Here is an 18,752-nt window from a genome sequence, read left to right as displayed (position 1 = left end):
CCACAAGGAGGGTTTTGATCTACAAACTGACTAATTCATGCGTCAGGATGGAAGGGACAACATCCTGACGCTGAGACTTGCGTGTGCAGGCGCCCCTCAGGATGTTGTCCGTTTGGCGTCCGCCATAGGCGGAGCAATGACATATTGGCATACTGTTGCATTGCCCTAAAGAGTTTATGAATAATGCGGGTTAACATTTTTTATAAATAATGTGGTTTAATAAAACTATTGCAATGGCATTGCTGTCGGAAGTAACTTCCGACAGCAAAAGGAATGACATCTGTCGGGGAAACCCCGGCAATATTTTCATTGAATAATTTGCGTCAAAGCAATATTAATAAATACCATGATAAAAAGGGCAAGATACAAATCACCATTGGCTAATATCGGCTTATTCTATACAGCCGCTGTATGGGGCTCAACATTTTTCCTTGTCAAGCAAAGCCTTATTAGTATTAATCCGGTTGTTCTTGTTGCTTATCGGTTTATTATTGCCGCTATTATCTTAGCCGGAGTTCTTATATATCAAAAAAAAACGCTGTTTAAACATCTAAAGGAAGGTTTGATTCTGGGTTTTTTCATCTGGGTGTTGTATATCGCCCAGACACTCGGTCTAAAAATTACCACCGCCGCCAACTCCGGCTTGATAACCGGTTTTTTTGTCGCTTTTGTACCGCTATTTTCGATACTGTTTTTCAAGAAAAAGCCTGCCCTGACAGGAATAATCGCCACGATAGTATCGCTAACCGGTTTATTGGTATTAACAGGCGGTCTTAAAAATGTTAATACCGGTGATATAATCACTTTGTTATCTGCGATGGCTTATGCTATTCATATCTTATTTGCTGATAGATATGTTAAAAACGGTCTTGATCCTTATATTCTGAATTTTCAGCAGTTTTTATTTGTAGGCTTAGCCAGTTTACTGACCGGACTTATTTTTAAACTGCCGTTTACTGTAGCTGATATTAATGTTATTTGGGTGATTCTATTCCTTGCCCTTTTTCCGACCCTGTCGGCGTTTGTTATTCAGCTTGCGGCGCAAAGATTTACCGCGCCAATTACAGTGTCGCTGATACTGGCATTCGAGCCGGTATTCGCCGTAATATTTGCCTGGACTCTTGGCAGGGAATATTATGAAACATCAAAAGCCATCGGCGGATTTTTAATATTTTTGGCATTGGTTATTTCTGCTCTGCCATCGAGGAGACTGGGAAATAAAAATTGACACATCAGTAAAAGCATATTAGTATATTACTCTATGGCAAAAAAGAAAAAGATTGATTTAGTGAAACGGAACCGTATTCTGGGTCTATTATTATTGTTATGCGGTTTGCTAATCGCTATAAGCTTAGTTACTCACAACCAAGCCAATGATACGACACTGCTTATAAAAGCATTTTCTAATGGCGAACTAAACGACCTGTTAACCTCGCCAATCCAAAATAAAGGCGGTATTCTGGGCGTATTCATTGCTTATTTCTTACTGATGGTATTTGGCTATATCGCATTTTGTCTTCCGCTTGGAATTTGGGCTGTTGGCTATGCATATATATTTTCCAGAGACCTTATGCCGATTTTTCGCAAGATTGGTTTTATATCGTTTTTTTTGTATCTTGTTGGCGCGTTATTTTCCTTAAGCTCTGCTAATCAGCCTTTTATAACAAGCGAACCCGGTCTGGGCGGCGCAATTGGCTGCTTTTCGGCTAAGGCTTTAATTTATCTTACCGGTACGGTTTTTTCATATACGATAATAATATCATTGATTCTTGGCTGTATTATCTTGATTTTGCCGTCAAGCTTGAGCAGGCATAATAAGCTTTTAGTAAGAGCAGTCATCTCAATAAAAGAACAGCTTGCCAGATTGCCTAAGCTGATAAAATCATTTAAGCGTTCAGACAAAAAAGTAGATGTATCCGTATCCCATGATGCGCAATCGCCGGGATTGATAAAAAGAATTATAAGAATCAAAAAACCGAAGAAGAAAACTGTTGCCGGAAAACAGCTTGCTTTGCCTATTGAATCTGAAGCTGAGAGCAATCTCGAAGGACATAACGCTGTAAATGAAACAGCTCAAGATAATCATACCGGAACGCCAAATGAAAAAGTATTATCATCCAAGAATGGGTATAGATTCCCGGAGGTGGATTTACTTCACGAATCACCGGACGAAGAGCCTGTGGTCAGTGAACAGGAATTGCATCAGACAGCAGAGATATTAAAAAACACTCTCAGCACTTTCAAAGTAGAGCTGGCAAAAGATGAGGTCGAGATTTATCCTGGGCCTATAATAACGAGATTTGAATTTAAACCCGCGCCGGGTGTTAAAATAGCGCAGGTTGTAAATCTCGCTGATGATTTGGCATTGGCAATGAAAGCCAAGCGCATTCGCATTATTGCCCCAATCCCCGGCAAATCGGCGATTGGCGTTGAAATCCCCAATAGGATTGGCCAGACTGTTTACCTTAAGGATATTATAACCTCTAATGAGTTCCGGAATTCAGATTATGTGCTGCCTTTGGCTTTGGGTAAGACTACAGCCGGTAAAGCCTTTGTAGTAGACTTGTCAACAATGCCGCATCTTTTGATTGCCGGCGCAACCGGGTCGGGCAAGTCTGTATGCTTAAACTGCATTATAACCAGCCTTCTGTACCAGATTTCACCCGACAAACTGCGATTTATCCTTATTGATCCAAAGATGCTTGAATTATCGATATATAACGACCTTCAACACCTTGAAAAGCCGGTTGTAACAGAGATGAAATATGCCGAAAAAGTGTTAGCCGAGGCGGTTGTCGAAATGGAAGAACGCTATCGCAAGCTGGCTAAAATCGGCGTGCGCAATATTAAGGATTACAATATAACATCAGATGAACCGCTTCCTTATGTACTAATAATAGTCGATGAACTGGCTGATTTAATGATGATCGGTTCGGCGCGAATTGAGATGCTTATTACTCGTCTGGCGCAGATGGCGCGAGCCGTGGGAATTCATCTGATTTTAGCTACTCAGCGCCCATCGGTTGATGTTATTACCGGTTTGATTAAAGCCAATTTCAGCACGCGTATAGCCTTTCAAGTAGCTACGAAAGTCGACTCGCGGACAATCCTCGATATAAACGGCGCCGAAAAACTTTTGGGCAACGGCGACTTGCTCTATATGAATCCTGCCTATCCCGAACCTAAACGCGTGCACGGAGCTTTTATCTCAGGCGCCGAAACCAAAGCTATCTGCAAGTCGATTAGCGACCAGGAATATGAACCCACTCGAATTAAAAACTTTGAGATGAACAGCAGTAAAATCAGCCAGTATGACCCTATTGCCGATGCAGTATTCAAGGAAGCGATAGCAACGGTAATTAAGCATAAGCAGGGTTCGGTATCGCTTCTGCAGAGAAAGCTGGGAATTGGCTATCAGCGCGCAGCGCGGTTAATTGACCAGCTTGAAGAAGCGGGTATTGTCGGTCCGTATGATGGCTCTAAGGCACGAGAGGTTTTGGTGGATGAGCAATTCCTGAAAGATAATTTCGATGATTATGATAATCATGTTGCCTAATAGAGTTTGAATAGAGTGATTCTTAAAATAACATTCCAATTGCAGCAGTTTTCGCGGGTGGCATCCGAACTATGGAGGATGCCGCCGCACAAAGACTTGAGATTTGACAGCAAACAGCGTGTAGGGGCGTATTGCATATGCCCTCTGGTTGCCAAGCAGCGATTGAAAACCAAAATGAATAGGGTTTGAATAGAACAAAATAAGCTAATGGGGGTTTAAAACACGATGAACCAACTGGGAAAACTATGAAAGACAACACAATTAATCATACCCGCAAGTACCACCTGAAAAGAAGAGCTGCCCTTATGGTTTTAAGCATAACGGCTATGATATTTTTACCTGCTGTAATGCTATATACTGCAGAATTTCCTGATGCACTGCAAAAGCATTACTATAACAGGCAATCCATATATTGGGAAATTCGCCAAGTTACAATCTCGCCTATTTTTGATGAGCCGGAAACAACATTAGTGAAATTCTATTTTAATAAACCTCATAGCCTGTTTATCAAAACCGCCAATCAGGAAGTATATGCTATCGAGGATACCTTATGGACATATCGGCCAAAGCATAAGCAGATTCAAAAAAATATCGGCGGACGCGTATTCAATCCGTTTGACTTTATTGACAGCGCTCAGACCTTTTATCAGGTTGTCGCTATTGACAATGGCAGGCTTGATTTAAAACGAGTAGATCAATCTATTGAACCTGACAGCTTGTCGATTAGTTTTAATGAAAACGGTGAAGTTAAGCGGGTTGAATATCCTGATCTAAATGAAAACCTTGTTATTTATGAAATTTTAGATGAATCATTTACACGGCAGATTCCGGCGGATAATTTTCTAACTAACACGCCTGAAAATATTGAAATTATCGATCTTAACGAATAGGTGTAACCATGAAAGCAAATAATATCAAATATATAATTATTATCTTATTGGCAGTCTTGTTTCTTTTTCAAATCAGCGATGCAGATGAAAAGTTTCGTTATAATTTTACCGAAAATGATACTTCTAATTACACAATAAAGATTGATAGCCGGATTGAATTCACGGAACACAAGAGTCTCGCTCAGCTTTTTAATATAGATAATATAACCCATAACATTATTATAAAAATCGAGCTTATAACTGAATCTGTTATGCCTGATAAAAACGCCAAGATAAAAGCTGTTTTCAGGAAAATTTCCGCAGTCATGATTGCTGGCGACAGCGTGTTTGTCGATGATGGTTCAAATTGGGGAGCGGCAAAACCTGGTTCCGAGTATGTTTTTATCATTACCCCAAGAGGTGAAATAGTAGATTTTTTCGGGAAAGATACTACTGCGGCACAGCAGGGCGCACTGACAACCAAGCTGTTTTTTCCAACCTACCCGGATGATGCCATAAATGAAGGATATAATTGGGATGATTCGCTAAGTTTTAAATTCGAGATGCAAAAGAATAAACTCACAGAGATTCAATCTCAATTTGAGTATCTGTATAATAGTAAAGGGATTGGCGAATACGATAATTATTATCATTTCAGTTTTACCATTGATGGTTTATCAACCGATAAACTTATTAGCCTTAATGGCGGTGGTGAATTCTATACTGATAATGCCAACAAACGGATAATTAAGAACTCGGGGGATTTCGACATTGATGCTTTTTTAAGCCTGTCCGCTTTTGGTTTTCCGGAGGGGATAGGCAATGATATTCCGGTAAATATTCAATCTAAAATAGAAATCGAGTTGGATGAGGACAGGTAATAGCTATTATTTTTTAAATCTCGGCTGCCCTAAAAATCAGGTTGATGGCAACTATATTCGCGGCGCTTTAAACAGCTTGGGATTTACCGAAAATCCATATCCCGATTTAGCCGATTATCTGATTGTCAACACTTGCGCTTTCATAGAGCAAGCCCGTCAGGAAACATTAGGCGAAATTAATGAATTGGTGCCATATAAAAAAAATGGCGTCAAGCTCATTGCAGTCGGCTGTTACCCCTCTATTTATGATATTAAACGCGTTAGCCCGAGTATCGATGCGGCATTTGGTTTAAATCAGGTTGATAAACTGCTGAAATTCGTTACTGGCAAAAGGAATGTATGCTGTAATAACCTGATTTTTAACAGGGTTGTTGAGAATACTCCCTATGCCTATGTGAAAATCTCGGATGGCTGTAATAATCGCTGCAGCTACTGTACCATCCCGCTTATCAGAGGGTCATATAGAAGTATCCCTCACAAGTTAATCATTGATGAGGTTGAATTGCTGGCAAACAAGGGCATCAAGGAAATAATATTTGTTGCTCAGGATACGACACTCTATGGTAAAGACCTTAAAGGTGGTTTGGATTTGGCTGATTTGTGCCGGATGGTTTCAGATATTGACGGCATCGAATGGATAAGAATTATGTATGCTCATCCGGCTCATCTCGATGATAATCTTATAAGCAGGCTATTCGAGATTGAAAAGGTTTGCCGTTATATCGACCTTCCGATTCAGCATATCTCCGACAAGATTCTCAGTTTGATGAATCGTCATTGCGGAACAGAAAAAATCAAACATATAATAAAACAATTGCGAAATGTCGATAAAAATATATCTTTACGTACAACATTAATGGTCGGATTTCCGGGCGAGACCGATGATGATTTCAAGGAGCTGGTTGATTTCATTGAGGAGATAAAGTTTGACTATCTCGGTATTTTTTGCTACAGTCCCGAGGAAAATACGGCGGCAATATCGCTTGAGGAAAAATTCGACCCGCAAATGGCTGAGGAAAAACTTGAGATGCTTTATAATATCGCCGAGGAGATTTCGGAGGATAGAGCTATAATACAGATAGGAAAAAAGCAAAAACTGTTGATAGAATCACAATCAGCTGAGAACTCAGGATTTTATGAGGCAAGGTCTTGCCGTCAGGCGCCGGAAATCGATGGGTTTTATAACATCCCGGCAAGGCATGATATAACGCCGGGGCAATTCGTTGAAGCTGAAATTATGGATATTGATAGCGCAAACATTATTAAGGGAATATAAAGTTGATAAACAGCAAGCGGCAATATACCCCATACACTGGCAAATATGGCATAATCAATTTGCTTGCAGGAATGCTTGTTTTGTTTATTGTGTCGAGTGCTATGGCGGAACTGCCGTCAACTAACGAGCAATTTGCAGCTAAAGCTATTGCCGAATCTGCCGTTGAGCTATTCGACAGCTTAAAGCTTGTCCCCTCACAGATTGAGATAGTGCCGACAAGCGGATTGAATATGCTTGTTGTTAGGGCTGTAAAATCAGCGCTGGTTAGCTCCGGATGGTTTATTATAAGCGACACAAATAAAGTAGAGGGGCAATATTACAGGCTTATAACAACCTTAAGCGCCTTTGATTTCAAATATATTAAGGGCAAATCAAGAGGCTTTTTCAACAAACCTTATATTCGCCGCGAGCTTTCAGGCCAAATTATAATTGATATATCGGGACCTGATTACAGCTATGTTGATTTCAAAGAGTTTTCCGGTTCTGATGAAGTATTGCCTCAGTATAAGAACTATATCGCCAGCGTTAGGTATAAAGAGCTGTCGCCGACTGCTTCAATTGGAGGCGCGGAAAGATATTTAGAACCACTGGCAGTTACTGCGGCAATCGGCGGATTGATTTACTTGTTCTTTATTAATAGGTAGGAGGATTAAGTTGTGAGATACATTACAGGTTTTGTATTACTTTTATTGATAGCAGCAGGTTGTGGAAATAAACCACAGCCGATAACATCCGCTTCAGAACAATTTAAATATGCAAAACAGTTGTACGATAAAAACAAATCATTTAAAGCTCAAGTAGCTTTTGAAAACTTAATATATACTTATCCGGGGAATTCTGCAATTGACACTGCCCAATATTATTTGGGGATGTGTTATTTCAATCAGAAAGAGTATGGAATAGCCGCCGGCGAGTTTAAACGTTTGCTTTCGGCATATCCGCAATCGGAATTTACAGATGATGCTCAGTTTCAGGTGGGAATGTGTCATTATAAAATGTCGCCGAAATATCAACTTGATCAGCAGGAAACGTATCTGGCATTAGATGAGTTCAGGTATTTAATAGTCAATTATCCCGGCAGTCCTTATCGAGAGCTGGCAGCAGCCAAAATCAAAGAGCTTGAGAACAAACTGGCAAAAAAGAAATTTAAAGCCGGCATACTTTATTTAAAGATGGGCAACTATGAATCGGCTTTAACCTATTTTAAGTATGTACGAGACAATTATTCCGCCACCGACTGGGCGATACAGGCGTTTTATTATACCGGAGAAGCCCAGATGAAATTAGGGCGCTATGAGGAAGCGCTGACAACATTTGATAATTTCCTCATCGGTTTTTCGGATCATGAATTTGCCTCGAAAGCTAAAAAGAAAATTGAGCAGATAACAGAAAAAAATAAAAGCAGCGAAAACTAAAATGACTAAACTTGGGGTATTGGGCGGCACTTTCAACCCGCCGCATATCGGTCATTTGATACTGGCTCAATCGGCATTAGAACATTATCAGCTTGAAAAAATACTATTTATCCCCGCTGCCAAACAGCCGCATAAACAAAATAGAGATATCATTTCTGTCGAATCACGTTTCCGGATGATGCAATTAGCTATCGAGAAAGATAATCGATTCGAAATATCAGATATTGAGATTAAACGTCCTGGATTGTCATATACATGCGACACTTTAACTGAGCTAAAATCCTTATATCCTGAAGCGAAACTGTATCTGATAATCGGCGGCGATAATATCTCTGATATGGAAACATGGAAAGACCCCGAGGAGATATTTTCTACCGTTGAAGTAGTTGCGGCGAAAAGGCCTGATAGTCATCCTGAGGGTATTTACAGCAGCAGGATTGCTCTTTTCGATATGCCTCAGATTGATGTTTCGTCTACCATGATTCGCCGGCTGGTTAAAGAGGGGAAATCAATTTCGTACCTTGTTCCTGTTGAAATTGAGAAATATATTAAAAAGCATCAGCTTTATTTATAATGTCGAAATTATTAATATTAATAGATGGCTCGGCGATTGCCTATCGAAGCTATTTCGCTTTTATCAGGAATCCGCTGATAAATTCGCATGGTGAAAATACCAGCGCTTTGTTTGGCTTTATTAACTCGCTTATTAAGCTAATCGACCAAGTTTCGCCTACCCATATAGCCTGCGTATTCGATACGCCGGCGCCGACTTTCCGTCATAAAATGTACAAAGAGTACAAGTCCACGCGAGCTAAAATGCCTGACGGCTTAGCTGATTCATTCCCCTGGATAAAGGAAGCTTTGGAGGGATTCAATATTCCCGTGATTGAAATGGAGGGCTATGAGGCGGATGATATAATTGGTGCTCTCTCGAAAAAAGCCGCTCAAAGAGGCTTTGAGGTCGGCATGTTTACCGGCGATAAGGATTTTTACCAACTCGTGGATGATAAAATAAAATTGCTTCACCCAAAAACGTTCGAATGGTTTGACCGCAATCAGGTAAAAACGAAAATGGGAGTGCCGCCAGAAAGAATCATTGATATGCTGGCACTGATGGGCGACAGCTCCGACAATGTGCCAGGCGTGCCGGGAATAGGACAGAAAACAGCCCTGAAACTGCTTGAACAATTCGACAATCTCGAAAATGTGTTGCAATCAGCCGATAAAGTTAGCGGCAAAAGAATATCAAACTTGCTTAAAGAGCATGCCGATTTAGCTCGCCTGTCATACAAGCTTGTAACTATCGATTGTGATATTGATATAGAGCTTGATGATAGCGTTCTGTTATTAGAAAAATCCAACAAGCAGAAACTGGCTGAGCTTTTCAAGCGGTTTGAACTATCCGCATTATATAATAAATATGCAATGCCGCTTGATAATGCTGTTCAGAAGGATTTGCTTATCGATGTAAAAGCAGATTATGAAACCGTTAAATCGATTGACCGTCTCGATGAGATACTTTCTGCCGCAGAGAAAAATGGCGAAGCCGCTATCGATACCGAAACAACCTCAATAAACGCTTTAAATTCGGAATTAGTCGGCATATCTCTTGCAATCAAAGAAGGCGAGGCTTTTTATATGCCCTTAAGGCATGATGATAAAAACGCAAACCTGCCTTTTGATGAGGCCCTTGACCGGTTCAGAAAATTTTTTGATTCACAGGTGAAGTTGATTGGCCATAATATGAAATACGACCGTCAGGTATTTGATAATTGCAGTCTCAACTTGCAGAAGATATATTTCGACACGATGATTGCTTCTTATCTGATTAATCCCGGAAAAAGGTCGCATAAGCTTGATTCATTAATAGCTGAGCATTTCAATTATAAGATGCAGCCGATTACCGAGCTTATGGGAACCGGTTCAAAGCAATTGCCATTCTCAGTTGTGCCGGTTGATAAAGCCTCCTTTTATGCCGCCGAGGATGCTGATTTTACATTGAGGTTGAAAAACCATCTATATCCCAAGATAAAGGAACTTAAGCTTGAGACGCTCTTTTTCGAACTTGAGATGCCTTTGCTTTCGGTTCTCGGCGATATGGAAAAAGCAGGAGTTGCTGTTGACATTTATTTCTTGAAGAAGCTTTCAGACTCCTATGTTCCTAAGATGGCGGCAATTGAGAATGAAATATATCAAGAGGCGGGGCAGGAATTCAATATCAATTCGCCAGCCCAATTGCGGGTAATTTTGTTTGATAAGCTGATGCTGCCCTCATCGAGAAAAACACCTAAGGGCGAAAAATCCACCGATGTTGACGTTCTTAATGACCTCTCTTTGATTCACTCTCTGCCGCGTTTGATTTTGGAATACCGTCAGTTTATGAAATTAAAATCCACTTATATCGATGCTATCCCAAGGCTAATTAATCCGAAAACCGGCAGAGTCCATACGAGTTTTAATCAGACAGTAGCCGCAACCGGACGGTTATCCTCATCCGACCCAAACCTGCAAAATATCCCTATAAGAACAGAAGAGGGCAGAGAAATACGCAAAGCCTTTACAGCTCGGGCTGGATACAATATTTTATCGGCGGATTATTCTCAGGTCGAGTTGAGGCTTATGGCTCATTATGCCGGCGATGAGGCTCTAATCGAGGCATTTAATCGAGGCGAAGATATTCATAAAAGGACTGCCGCCGAGGTGTTCGGTATTGATATAAAGGATGTAACAGCCGACCATCGGCGCGCCGCTAAAACCGCCAATTTCTCGATTATTTACGGCGTTTCTGCCTATGGGTTATCTCAGCAAGCCGGGCTTTCTGTTAAGGAATCAAAAGATTATATAGACGCTTATTTTAATCGCTACCCCGGCGTCAAGAAATATATGGATGATATGATAACTTTCGCAAAAGAACACGGTTATGTGGAAACCCTGCTTAACCGCCGCCGCTATCTGCCGGATATAAACGCGCGGTCGCGGCAGGCGCGTCAATTTGCCGAAAGAACCGCTATCAATACGCCTATTCAGGGAACAGCGGCTGATTTAATCAAAGCGGCTATGATCAAGATTAATGATAAGCTGAAGAATAAAAAATCGCGAATGATTCTTCAGGTGCATGATGAGCTTGTATATGAACAATATTTGGAAGAAAAAGATTACCTTCGGGGAATGGTAAAAGAACAGATGGAAAACGCCCTGAAATTAAAAGTTCCGCTCGTTGTCGATATTGGCGAGGGCGAAAACTGGCTGGAGGCGCATTAATGACGGCTGGAATAATTCGTTTAAAGAGACCCGTGTTAATCGGCTTAACTGGCGGACCTGGTGTAGGCAAATCTGAGGCGGCAAAGATGTTGTCAGAAAAAGGCGCAAAAATTATCAGCGCGGATGCGATAGGACATGATATCCTTCGCCATAATAAATCTGTCAGGAATAAGGTTATAAAACTGCTTGGCAGGGATGTATTAGACAATAAGAGCGAATTTGACCGACGTAAAATCGGCGCAATTGTATTTAGCGATACTGAAATGATGCTGGCATTTAACAGGCTAATCCATCCGGTATTGCTAAAACAGCTTAAAGCCGAACTGTTAAGATACAGCGGCAATAAACGCCATAAGATGATTGTAATCGATGCCGCCCTGATTTTCGAATGGAGAATCGCCGACTGGTTTGATATTATATTAACAATTAACGCTTTAAGAAATATCCGGCTGAACCGAATTTGCAGTTTTGGTCTAAGTATAGATAAGGCAAAAAAACGGATAGCTTCGCAGATTCCACAGAGGCAAAAGATTAGTCTATCTGATTATGTGATTGAAAATAATGCCAGCCGTCAAAAATTAAAAACCAAAATCAACAGCTTTATTACCGCAATCGAGAAATTGTTATAATCCTGCTGAAATATTTTCATGGAAAACTTATCTAAAATAGTCAGAGCTAAATTATATTGAACATTTAGCGCTACAAACACACCCCCGACCCCTTTCAAGAGTGAAATAATATCCTCCTCTTTTTACCAAGAGCTGCTTGGTAACAAGAGGACGTATGCAATACGCCCCTACGCGCTGATGTTTATAAAGCTTAGGGTTGTTGCTAAAATCCCAACCTGCCTGCCGGCGGGCATGGCTGCAAAATCCGAGCATTAAAATCATAATTAAATTGACAATATACGGCTAAATTTTTATTTTAACTAAAACTTAGCTCATGGAGGTAAAATGGCATCAGTAAACAAAGCGATATTAATTGGAAATCTGGGAAAAGACCCCGAACTCAGATACACGCCATCCGGTCAGGCAGTAGCAAAGTTCTCTTTAGCTACTACTCGTAAATGGCGGGATAAGGATGGTCAATCTCAGGAACAGACAACTTGGCATAATATAGTTTGCTGGGGTAGGCAGGCTGAAATAGCTAATGAATACTTAAGAAAAGGCAGGCCAGTATATATTGATGGCAGGATAGATAATCGCAGTTATGAAGATAAAGACGGCGTCAAGAAATATATATCTGAGGTTGTTGTTCGGAATTTTCAGTTTTTAGGCGGGCGGGATGACCAATCAGGGCCATCACAGCCGCCATCGGGTACGCCGCCGGAACCGCCGGCTGATGTTTCTACTGATGATGACGACCTGCCGTTCTAAATAAACGCCGTGCCTGCGGCAGGCAGGCTGGCAAGGCATTAGCTATTATTACCTTGATTCGAAACGCCAAAAAATTCGCAATAAATAATATCTGGCTTGCCGGTGTATTAGTTTTTTCCGGTTTAATATACCTGAAAACCATTTGCCCTACAGTGGAGTTTATTGATTCCGGCGAACTGGCTGTAAACTGCGCGCTGTTGGGCATTCCTCATCCGACAGGCTACCCGCTTTATACTCTTCTGGGAAGATTAGCGGTAATATTATTGCCGGGTGAGGTGATACTTCGCTGCAATTTGTTGTCGTTAATAATTACTTCTATTTCAGTTTGCCTTTTGTATATGTTAATAATGAAGGTTTTGCCAAATTCATTATTAAAAAAGCCGACAGCCGCTTCAATCTCGCTTTTTATGGCGTTTACTCCTGTTTGGTGGTCTCAGGGAACAGCTAACGAGGTTTACTGCGCAACGCTTCTGGCTGATTTATTAGCGATACTATTTTTTATAGGTTATCTAAATAAGCGGAAAAACAGGTATCTCATTGCCGGATTCTATATCTGGGGTTTGTCTTTCGGCTCGCATATGGGCACGGTATTTTTATTGCCGGCTATAATCTATATGATTTATACCACTGATGGCATCAAGGGGCTGTTTACATCGCGCTGCTTATTCGCAATATTTTTCCTTTTAATGGCGCTTTCCGCCTATATCTACTTGCCGATACGAAGCACATTCGAGCCTTTTCTGAACTGGAGCAATCCAGCCAGCTTTGAGGGGCTGATAAACCATATCAGTGGTTGGCAGTATCGGGTCTGGATGTTCAAGTCGCCGGCACAGATGGCTGAGGGAATCGGCTATTTTTTCAAGCTCCTTTATGTTCAATTCGGAATTGTCGGATTGTTTCTAACTGTGACAGGAATGATATATCTGATAAAAAAACAGCTAAAAATATCTGTATTCCTGATAATAATTGTATTGGCTGATATTTTTTACAGTTCAAATTATGATATTATCGATATTGAATCGTATTATTTGCTGGGTTTTGCGGTTATGGCGATTTTTACCGGTGCCGGATTGTTTTATCTAATCAATAAAATAGCTATTATCAGTACGGTAAAAAGCCATCAAAAAATTATCAAAGCCTTCATAATATTCGCCTTGATTGTCCTGCCGTTATCAAATCTTATAGATAACTATTTCAAGCAGGATAAAAGCCGGAAAACTTTTGCCGCGGCAGGTGTCGAAAATATGCTGGCATCAATGGCAGAAAACGGCATAGCCATAATCGAAAACTGGGATTTCTATTCGCCCTGGCTTTATTATCGCTATACTCAAAACATCCGGCCGGATGCGGTTATTATTGATAAAGAGCTGCTGCGGCGTTCCTGGTATCTGGATTTTCTGAAACGGTATCATCCGAATATCGTCGGGCAATCGGAAAAACAGATCAACCGTTTTATCGAACTGGTTAAACCATTTGAGGAGAGAAAAAAATATGATTCTCGGACATTAACTCAAGCCTTTCGGGAAATGATTTCATCAATTGTAAATTCCAATAGAATTAACAGGCCAATCTATACAAATATCCTGAATGACCCTGATGTGGTTCCAAATCTTATCAGAATTCCTGTTGGCGTGTTTTACAAACTTGAGGAAAATATCGATTACATAGAATTTGATATCGATAAAATTGATATCTCAAGCTGGGAAACATCTTTTGTGTATATCGACAGAAGAACCAAAACAGCGTTTTCTTATTTTTATAGGGCTGTTATAACAAGAGAACGATTTTGCCGATCTTTGGAATATTTTGAAGAGGCTGATAGATATTATATGCTTGGCATAAAGATGGAGAAGGTTATGAAAAATGCTGAGGATTAATCCTGATAAGAAATTTAAGTAGCTGGTGTATGTACTCGTGTGCCGGCATGTAAATAGACGAAAACAGGCTGTGCTCACAATGACAACCCTGACAAGAATTTTAAGGAACTTTTAATATTCTCCGGCATATATAATATTTGATAGTATAGTGGAATGATCTTTTTCAATCAGAATCGCCTATGATATTGGCAGAAATAAAATTATAATATATCAAGACGATGCATTATACAGTAACCAACAAAAGGAGATATTAGTATTAAAATATTGTTATATTGCAAGGCACAAATTTTGCTTAGTATAGATATATTGACATTCTGAAAATTTATTGTATAATATGATAAATACAATAAATAAAATACCTTAACCTTAAGGGAAGCAAAGGATAAAATGAAATGAATAAATTAAAAAATACATTAATTATTATGGCTTTCGGGCTGGTATCGACAGTGTTCATTTGTGTAAATCCTGCGCAAATTATGGCACAAAGCCTGGATGATTCTATGTATGTTTGGTACGGCAACCTTAATGATTCCCCAATAGAAGGGAATATCGACAGCGTAATCGACCTTTATGTTTATATTAAAACAACCGACAATGCCTATGTTGCCAATATTTGCCTGCCGACAGGATTTAATAAATCTTATATCGATACGATGTTTAAAGATTCCTGTGAGATATATTATCCTCTTACTGAGTGGGATGAGGCTAATTTTTATACATTCAATGATGAATTTCAGCCGGGATGGAACAGCTTAACATTTCTCGGTTTCGCAGACCTTGGCGGTCAGCCAAACCCTTGGCTGAATCTTGATGAGCCGACTCAGGTATTGAAATTAGCTACAAAATCGGTAAATGATCCCTCCTTGCCGGGTAATACAGTGGAGGCCTATGGTCCCGGTTTAGACCGATTCCAGGGACCGGCAAATGCCGGCGATACGGCTGGCGATGCTGGCTATACAGTAGCTGAATCTTTTTGCCTGGTTCATTTTAATGGCAGCAGTTCTGTTGATGATGCTGTTGTTAAACCTGAAAGTTTTGCCTTAATGCAGAATTATCCCAATCCCTTTAATATGGAAACGACAATAAGCTATAGCCTGCCTGAGGAGGCTGTGGCTGTTATAGATATTTATGATGTGCTTGGCCAGAAGGTCGAGACATTGGTTAATCAACAACAGCCGGCAGGTCAATATCGGGTTGTCTGGCATGCCAATGACAAATCATCCGGAGTGTATTTCTATAAGATACAGGCGGGAAAACATGCCGAGACCAAGAGGATGGTTTTATTGAAATAACCTTCCAATCTGTGAATTAGTATAAGCATTAAAGGGCTGTTTCGGCAGCCCTTATTTTTATTTCAATAGCATCATCTAAATCCCCATTAACAATCCAAAACGGAAAAAACCTCACCTTGTCCCAAAATAAGTTAAAAACTCCTGAAAATCACTTGCGTTCTCTGGTAGGCCATGTATATTTCTTTAGTAAATTAAGTACGCAGCTCTATTTAACGTAAATCTAAAATTTTTACTTTACGCAGGAGGTTGTTATGAAAGGATTAATTTCATTAACATGGACCATTTTTGTGTTGTTAACGGCTTCTTCATTAGCTGCTACAATTCACGTTCCTGCTGATTCAGCATCAATACAGGCAGCTATCGATATATCTATTAACGGCGACACGGTATTAGTAGCCGATGGGATATATCCGGAACATATCGATTTTCTCGGCAAGGCTATTTTAGTTGCCAGTGAAAATGGAGCCGGCTCAACGATTATCGAAAAAGCGGTTAACAGTCTAAGTATTGTGAGTTTTATCAATAGCGAAGATGAAAACTCAATCTTATGCGGTTTTACTGTGAGAAATTCATCCGACAGAGCTGGAATAACATGCATTGGCTCATCGCCGGTGATTGAGAACTGCATTGTTGAAAGCAACATCAACTACAGTACTTCACCAAATTTGTGCGGCGGAGGAATTCTTTTTAGAGATAATGCCGCTCCAACAATAAGAAATAATATTCTGCGCAATAACTACGGAGTTCATGGCGGCGCTTTGAGCGCGATAGATTGTGATGAGAGCCATCAGGCTTTGATATATTCGAATTATATTTACGATAATTCCGTTTCCAACAACGGCGCAGGTTTCCATGCTTTTAATTGCTCATTTATATTCAAGCGCAATGTTGTTTACGACAACGATGCTGGCTTAGCTGGCGGCGCTATGCGGATAGATGCAAGAGGCGGGATAATCGAGAACAATACGATTTGCGGCAACACGGCAGCTTCGGTTGCCGGCGGTATTTTCTGCGAGGGTTACTCGACTGATACATATATTAGAAATAATATATTCTATGGCAACTCACATTATGGGTTTAATGTACTCAGCGGCAGTAATCTTCATCTTTTATATAATTGTTTTTACGGCAATGCAAGCGGTCCTTACAACAATATTGTTCCGGAAGCGGGAAACATTCTTGTGGATCCGTTATTTATTGATCCATCTCTTAATGATTACCGCCTCACTTCCGGTTCACCTTGTATGGATACAGGCGATCCTTCATCGCCGTTAGACCCGGACGGGACACCTGCCGATATGGGAGCATTGTATTTTAACTCGCTCGTGGGTTTTGGCGATATTGTTGGTGTAGCAACAAATAAATATGGCATTCTTATAGAGGGAGTTGAGGTTAGTGTGGTTGGTGAAGTTTATACTGATATTACTAATGAGTATGGCGAATATATTTTAGCCGATTTACCGACTCCGGCAGTTTATGAAATATCTTTTTCTCATATAGATTACGACGACACATCTATTGCTGATATTTGGGTATTTACAGATGAAATAATTGAACTGAATATGTTAATTCCAAACTATGAAACAATTCATGTCCCAGGGGATTTTCCTACGATACAGGCAGCTATCGATATATCTATTAATGGCGACACGGTATTAGTAGCCGATGGGATATATCCGGAACATATCGATTTTCTCGGCAAGGCTATTTTAGTTGCCAGTGAAAATGGAGCCGGCTCAACGATTATCGAAAAAGCGGTTAACAGTCTAAGTATTGTGAGTTTTATCAATAGCGAAGATGAAAACTCAATCTTATGCGGTTTTACTGTGAGAAATTCATCCGACAGAGCTGGAATAACATGCATTGGCTCATCGCCGGTGATTGAGAACTGCATTGTTGAAAGCAACATCAACTACAGTACTTCACCAAATTTGTGCGGCGGAGGAATTCTTTTTAGAGATAATGCCGCTCCAACAATAAGAAATAATATTCTGCGCAATAACTACGGAGTTCATGGCGGCGCTTTGAGCGCGATAGATTGTGATGAGAGCCATCAGGCTTTGATATATTCGAATTATATTTACGATAATTCCGTTTCCAACAACGGCGCAGGTTTCCATGCTTTTAATTGCTCATTTATATTCAAGCGCAATGTTGTTTACGACAACGATGCTGGCTTAGCTGGCGGCGCTATGCGGATAGATGCAAGAGGCGGGATAATCGAGAACAATACGATTTGCGGCAACACGGCAGCTTCGGTTGCCGGCGGTATTTTCTGCGAGGGTTACTCGACTGATACATATATTAGAAATAATATATTCTATGGCAACTCACATTATGGGTTTAATGTACTCAGCGGCAGTAATCTTCATCTTTTATATAATTGTTTTTACGGCAATGCAAGCGGTCCTTACAACAATATTGTTCCGGAAGCGGGAAACATTCTTGTGGATCCGTTATTTATTGATCCATCTCTTAATGATTACCGCCTCACTTCCGGTTCACCTTGTATGGATACAGGCGATCCTTCATCGCCGTTAGACCCGGACGGGACACCTGCCGATATGGGAGCATTGTATTTTGTTGGCTATTTATACCTGCCAGGCGATATCAACATGGCCAATGGTCTTTGGCCGCCGCAAGTCATTGGCGCGGATGTTACCTATCTGGTAAACTATTTTAAAGGTTTGCCAGCAAGTCAACCTTGTTTAATTGATGGTTTCTGGTGTTCGGCGGATGCGAACGGCGACTGCATAGTGATGGGAAGTGATGTTACGCGGTTGGTTGGCTACTTCAAAGGCACTGCCGATATTAAGTATTGTGTTAATTATGTACCTGCCTTTCCTCCTATTCCCGATGATCCCCCAGCTGGTTGGCCTAATTGCGAAACACCGCCAGCTACAGGGCAAGTTATTCCGATTGGAGTTAGTAAATAGAAATTGAAATTGT

14 protein-coding genes are annotated in these 18,752 nt (G+C 40.6%); all 14 read left to right on the top strand.

Going from position 1 to position 18,752, the window contains the following annotated elements; translation table 11 throughout:
- Window positions 1-346: 346 nt before the first annotated feature.
- Window positions 347-1,228, top strand: coding sequence for a DMT family transporter (locus tag J7K40_05245; protein MCD6161803.1), 882 nt, complete (start codon window positions 347-349; stop codon window positions 1,226-1,228).
- Between the two features lie 33 nt (window positions 1,229-1,261).
- The gene (locus tag J7K40_05240; protein MCD6161802.1) at window positions 1,262-3,556 is read left to right on the top strand and encodes a DNA translocase FtsK 4TM domain-containing protein; all 2,295 of its coding nucleotides are present in this window, start codon (window positions 1,262-1,264) and stop codon (window positions 3,554-3,556) included.
- 245 nt (window positions 3,557-3,801) lie between these two features.
- On the top strand, window positions 3,802-4,446 hold the full coding sequence (locus J7K40_05235; GenBank protein ID MCD6161801.1) for a hypothetical protein: 645 nt from the start codon (window positions 3,802-3,804) through the stop codon (window positions 4,444-4,446).
- 8 nt (window positions 4,447-4,454) lie between these two features.
- A complete protein-coding gene (locus J7K40_05230; GenBank protein ID MCD6161800.1) occupies window positions 4,455-5,306 on the top strand; it encodes a hypothetical protein in 852 nt (283 codons plus the stop codon).
- Window positions 5,293-6,582 (top strand): 30S ribosomal protein S12 methylthiotransferase RimO, encoded by a 1,290-nt coding sequence (rimO, locus tag J7K40_05225; protein MCD6161799.1) that lies wholly within the window; start codon window positions 5,293-5,295, stop codon window positions 6,580-6,582. Before J7K40_05230 ends, rimO begins: the two co-directional genes overlap by 14 nt.
- 71 nt (window positions 6,583-6,653) lie before the next feature.
- On the top strand, window positions 6,654-7,226 hold the full coding sequence (locus tag J7K40_05220; protein MCD6161798.1) for a hypothetical protein: 573 nt from the start codon (window positions 6,654-6,656) through the stop codon (window positions 7,224-7,226).
- Window positions 7,227-7,238: 12 nt separating this feature from the next.
- Window positions 7,239-7,997, top strand: a complete 759-nt coding sequence (gene bamD, locus J7K40_05215) for an outer membrane protein assembly factor BamD (GenBank protein MCD6161797.1) — start codon at window positions 7,239-7,241, stop codon at window positions 7,995-7,997.
- A gap of 1 nt (window position 7,998) precedes the next feature.
- A complete protein-coding gene (nadD, locus tag J7K40_05210) occupies window positions 7,999-8,571 on the top strand; it encodes a nicotinate-nucleotide adenylyltransferase (protein MCD6161796.1) in 573 nt (190 codons plus the stop codon).
- A complete protein-coding gene (polA, locus tag J7K40_05205) occupies window positions 8,571-11,258 on the top strand; it encodes a DNA polymerase I (protein MCD6161795.1) in 2,688 nt (895 codons plus the stop codon). The genes nadD and polA overlap by 1 nt, the downstream gene beginning before the upstream one ends.
- Entirely contained in the window at window positions 11,258-11,887 is a 630-nt protein-coding gene (locus J7K40_05200; protein MCD6161794.1) for a dephospho-CoA kinase, read from the top strand. Before polA ends, J7K40_05200 begins: the two co-directional genes overlap by 1 nt.
- A 324-nt stretch (window positions 11,888-12,211) precedes the next feature.
- Window positions 12,212-12,634, top strand: coding sequence for a single-stranded DNA-binding protein (locus J7K40_05195; GenBank protein MCD6161793.1), 423 nt, complete (start codon window positions 12,212-12,214; stop codon window positions 12,632-12,634).
- A 53-nt stretch (window positions 12,635-12,687) separates the two neighbouring features.
- On the top strand, window positions 12,688-14,511 hold the full coding sequence (locus J7K40_05190) for a DUF2723 domain-containing protein (protein ID MCD6161792.1): 1,824 nt from the start codon (window positions 12,688-12,690) through the stop codon (window positions 14,509-14,511).
- 392 nt (window positions 14,512-14,903) lie between these two features.
- Entirely contained in the window at window positions 14,904-15,803 is a 900-nt protein-coding gene (locus tag J7K40_05185; protein MCD6161791.1) for a T9SS type A sorting domain-containing protein, read from the top strand.
- A 251-nt stretch (window positions 15,804-16,054) separates the two neighbouring features.
- Window positions 16,055-18,739: a right-handed parallel beta-helix repeat-containing protein gene (locus J7K40_05180; protein MCD6161790.1), complete on the top strand. Its 2,685-nt coding sequence runs from the start codon at window positions 16,055-16,057 to the stop codon at window positions 18,737-18,739.
- Window positions 18,740-18,752 lie beyond the last annotated feature (13 nt).

The sequence above is a fragment of the Candidatus Zixiibacteriota bacterium genome, assembly GCA_021159005.1.
Taxonomy (GTDB): Bacteria; Zixibacteria; MSB-5A5; order UBA10806; family 4484-95; genus JAGGSN01.
This window is presented reverse-complemented; position numbering and strand designations above follow the sequence as displayed.

What these genes read in the sequence shown, in the direction of transcription:
- J7K40_05245 (MCD6161803.1), top strand. Translation starts at nt 347, where the DNA reads ATGATAAAAAGGGCAAGATACAAATCACCATTGGCTAATATCGGCTTA.
- J7K40_05240 (MCD6161802.1), top strand. Translation starts at nt 1,262, where the DNA reads ATGGCAAAAAAGAAAAAGATTGATTTAGTGAAACGGAACCGTATTCTG.
- J7K40_05235 (MCD6161801.1), top strand. Translation starts at nt 3,802, where the DNA reads ATGAAAGACAACACAATTAATCATACCCGCAAGTACCACCTGAAAAGA.
- J7K40_05230 (MCD6161800.1), top strand. Translation starts at nt 4,455, where the DNA reads ATGAAAGCAAATAATATCAAATATATAATTATTATCTTATTGGCAGTC.
- rimO (MCD6161799.1), top strand. Translation starts at nt 5,293, where the DNA reads ATGAGGACAGGTAATAGCTATTATTTTTTAAATCTCGGCTGCCCTAAA.
- J7K40_05220 (MCD6161798.1), top strand. Translation starts at nt 6,654, where the DNA reads ATGCTTGTTTTGTTTATTGTGTCGAGTGCTATGGCGGAACTGCCGTCA.
- nadD (MCD6161796.1), top strand. Translation starts at nt 7,999, where the DNA reads ATGACTAAACTTGGGGTATTGGGCGGCACTTTCAACCCGCCGCATATC.
- polA (MCD6161795.1), top strand. Translation starts at nt 8,571, where the DNA reads ATGTCGAAATTATTAATATTAATAGATGGCTCGGCGATTGCCTATCGA.
- J7K40_05200 (MCD6161794.1), top strand. Translation starts at nt 11,258, where the DNA reads ATGACGGCTGGAATAATTCGTTTAAAGAGACCCGTGTTAATCGGCTTA.
- J7K40_05195 (MCD6161793.1), top strand. Translation starts at nt 12,212, where the DNA reads ATGGCATCAGTAAACAAAGCGATATTAATTGGAAATCTGGGAAAAGAC.
- J7K40_05185 (MCD6161791.1), top strand. Translation starts at nt 14,904, where the DNA reads ATGAATAAATTAAAAAATACATTAATTATTATGGCTTTCGGGCTGGTA.
- J7K40_05180 (MCD6161790.1), top strand. Translation starts at nt 16,055, where the DNA reads ATGAAAGGATTAATTTCATTAACATGGACCATTTTTGTGTTGTTAACG.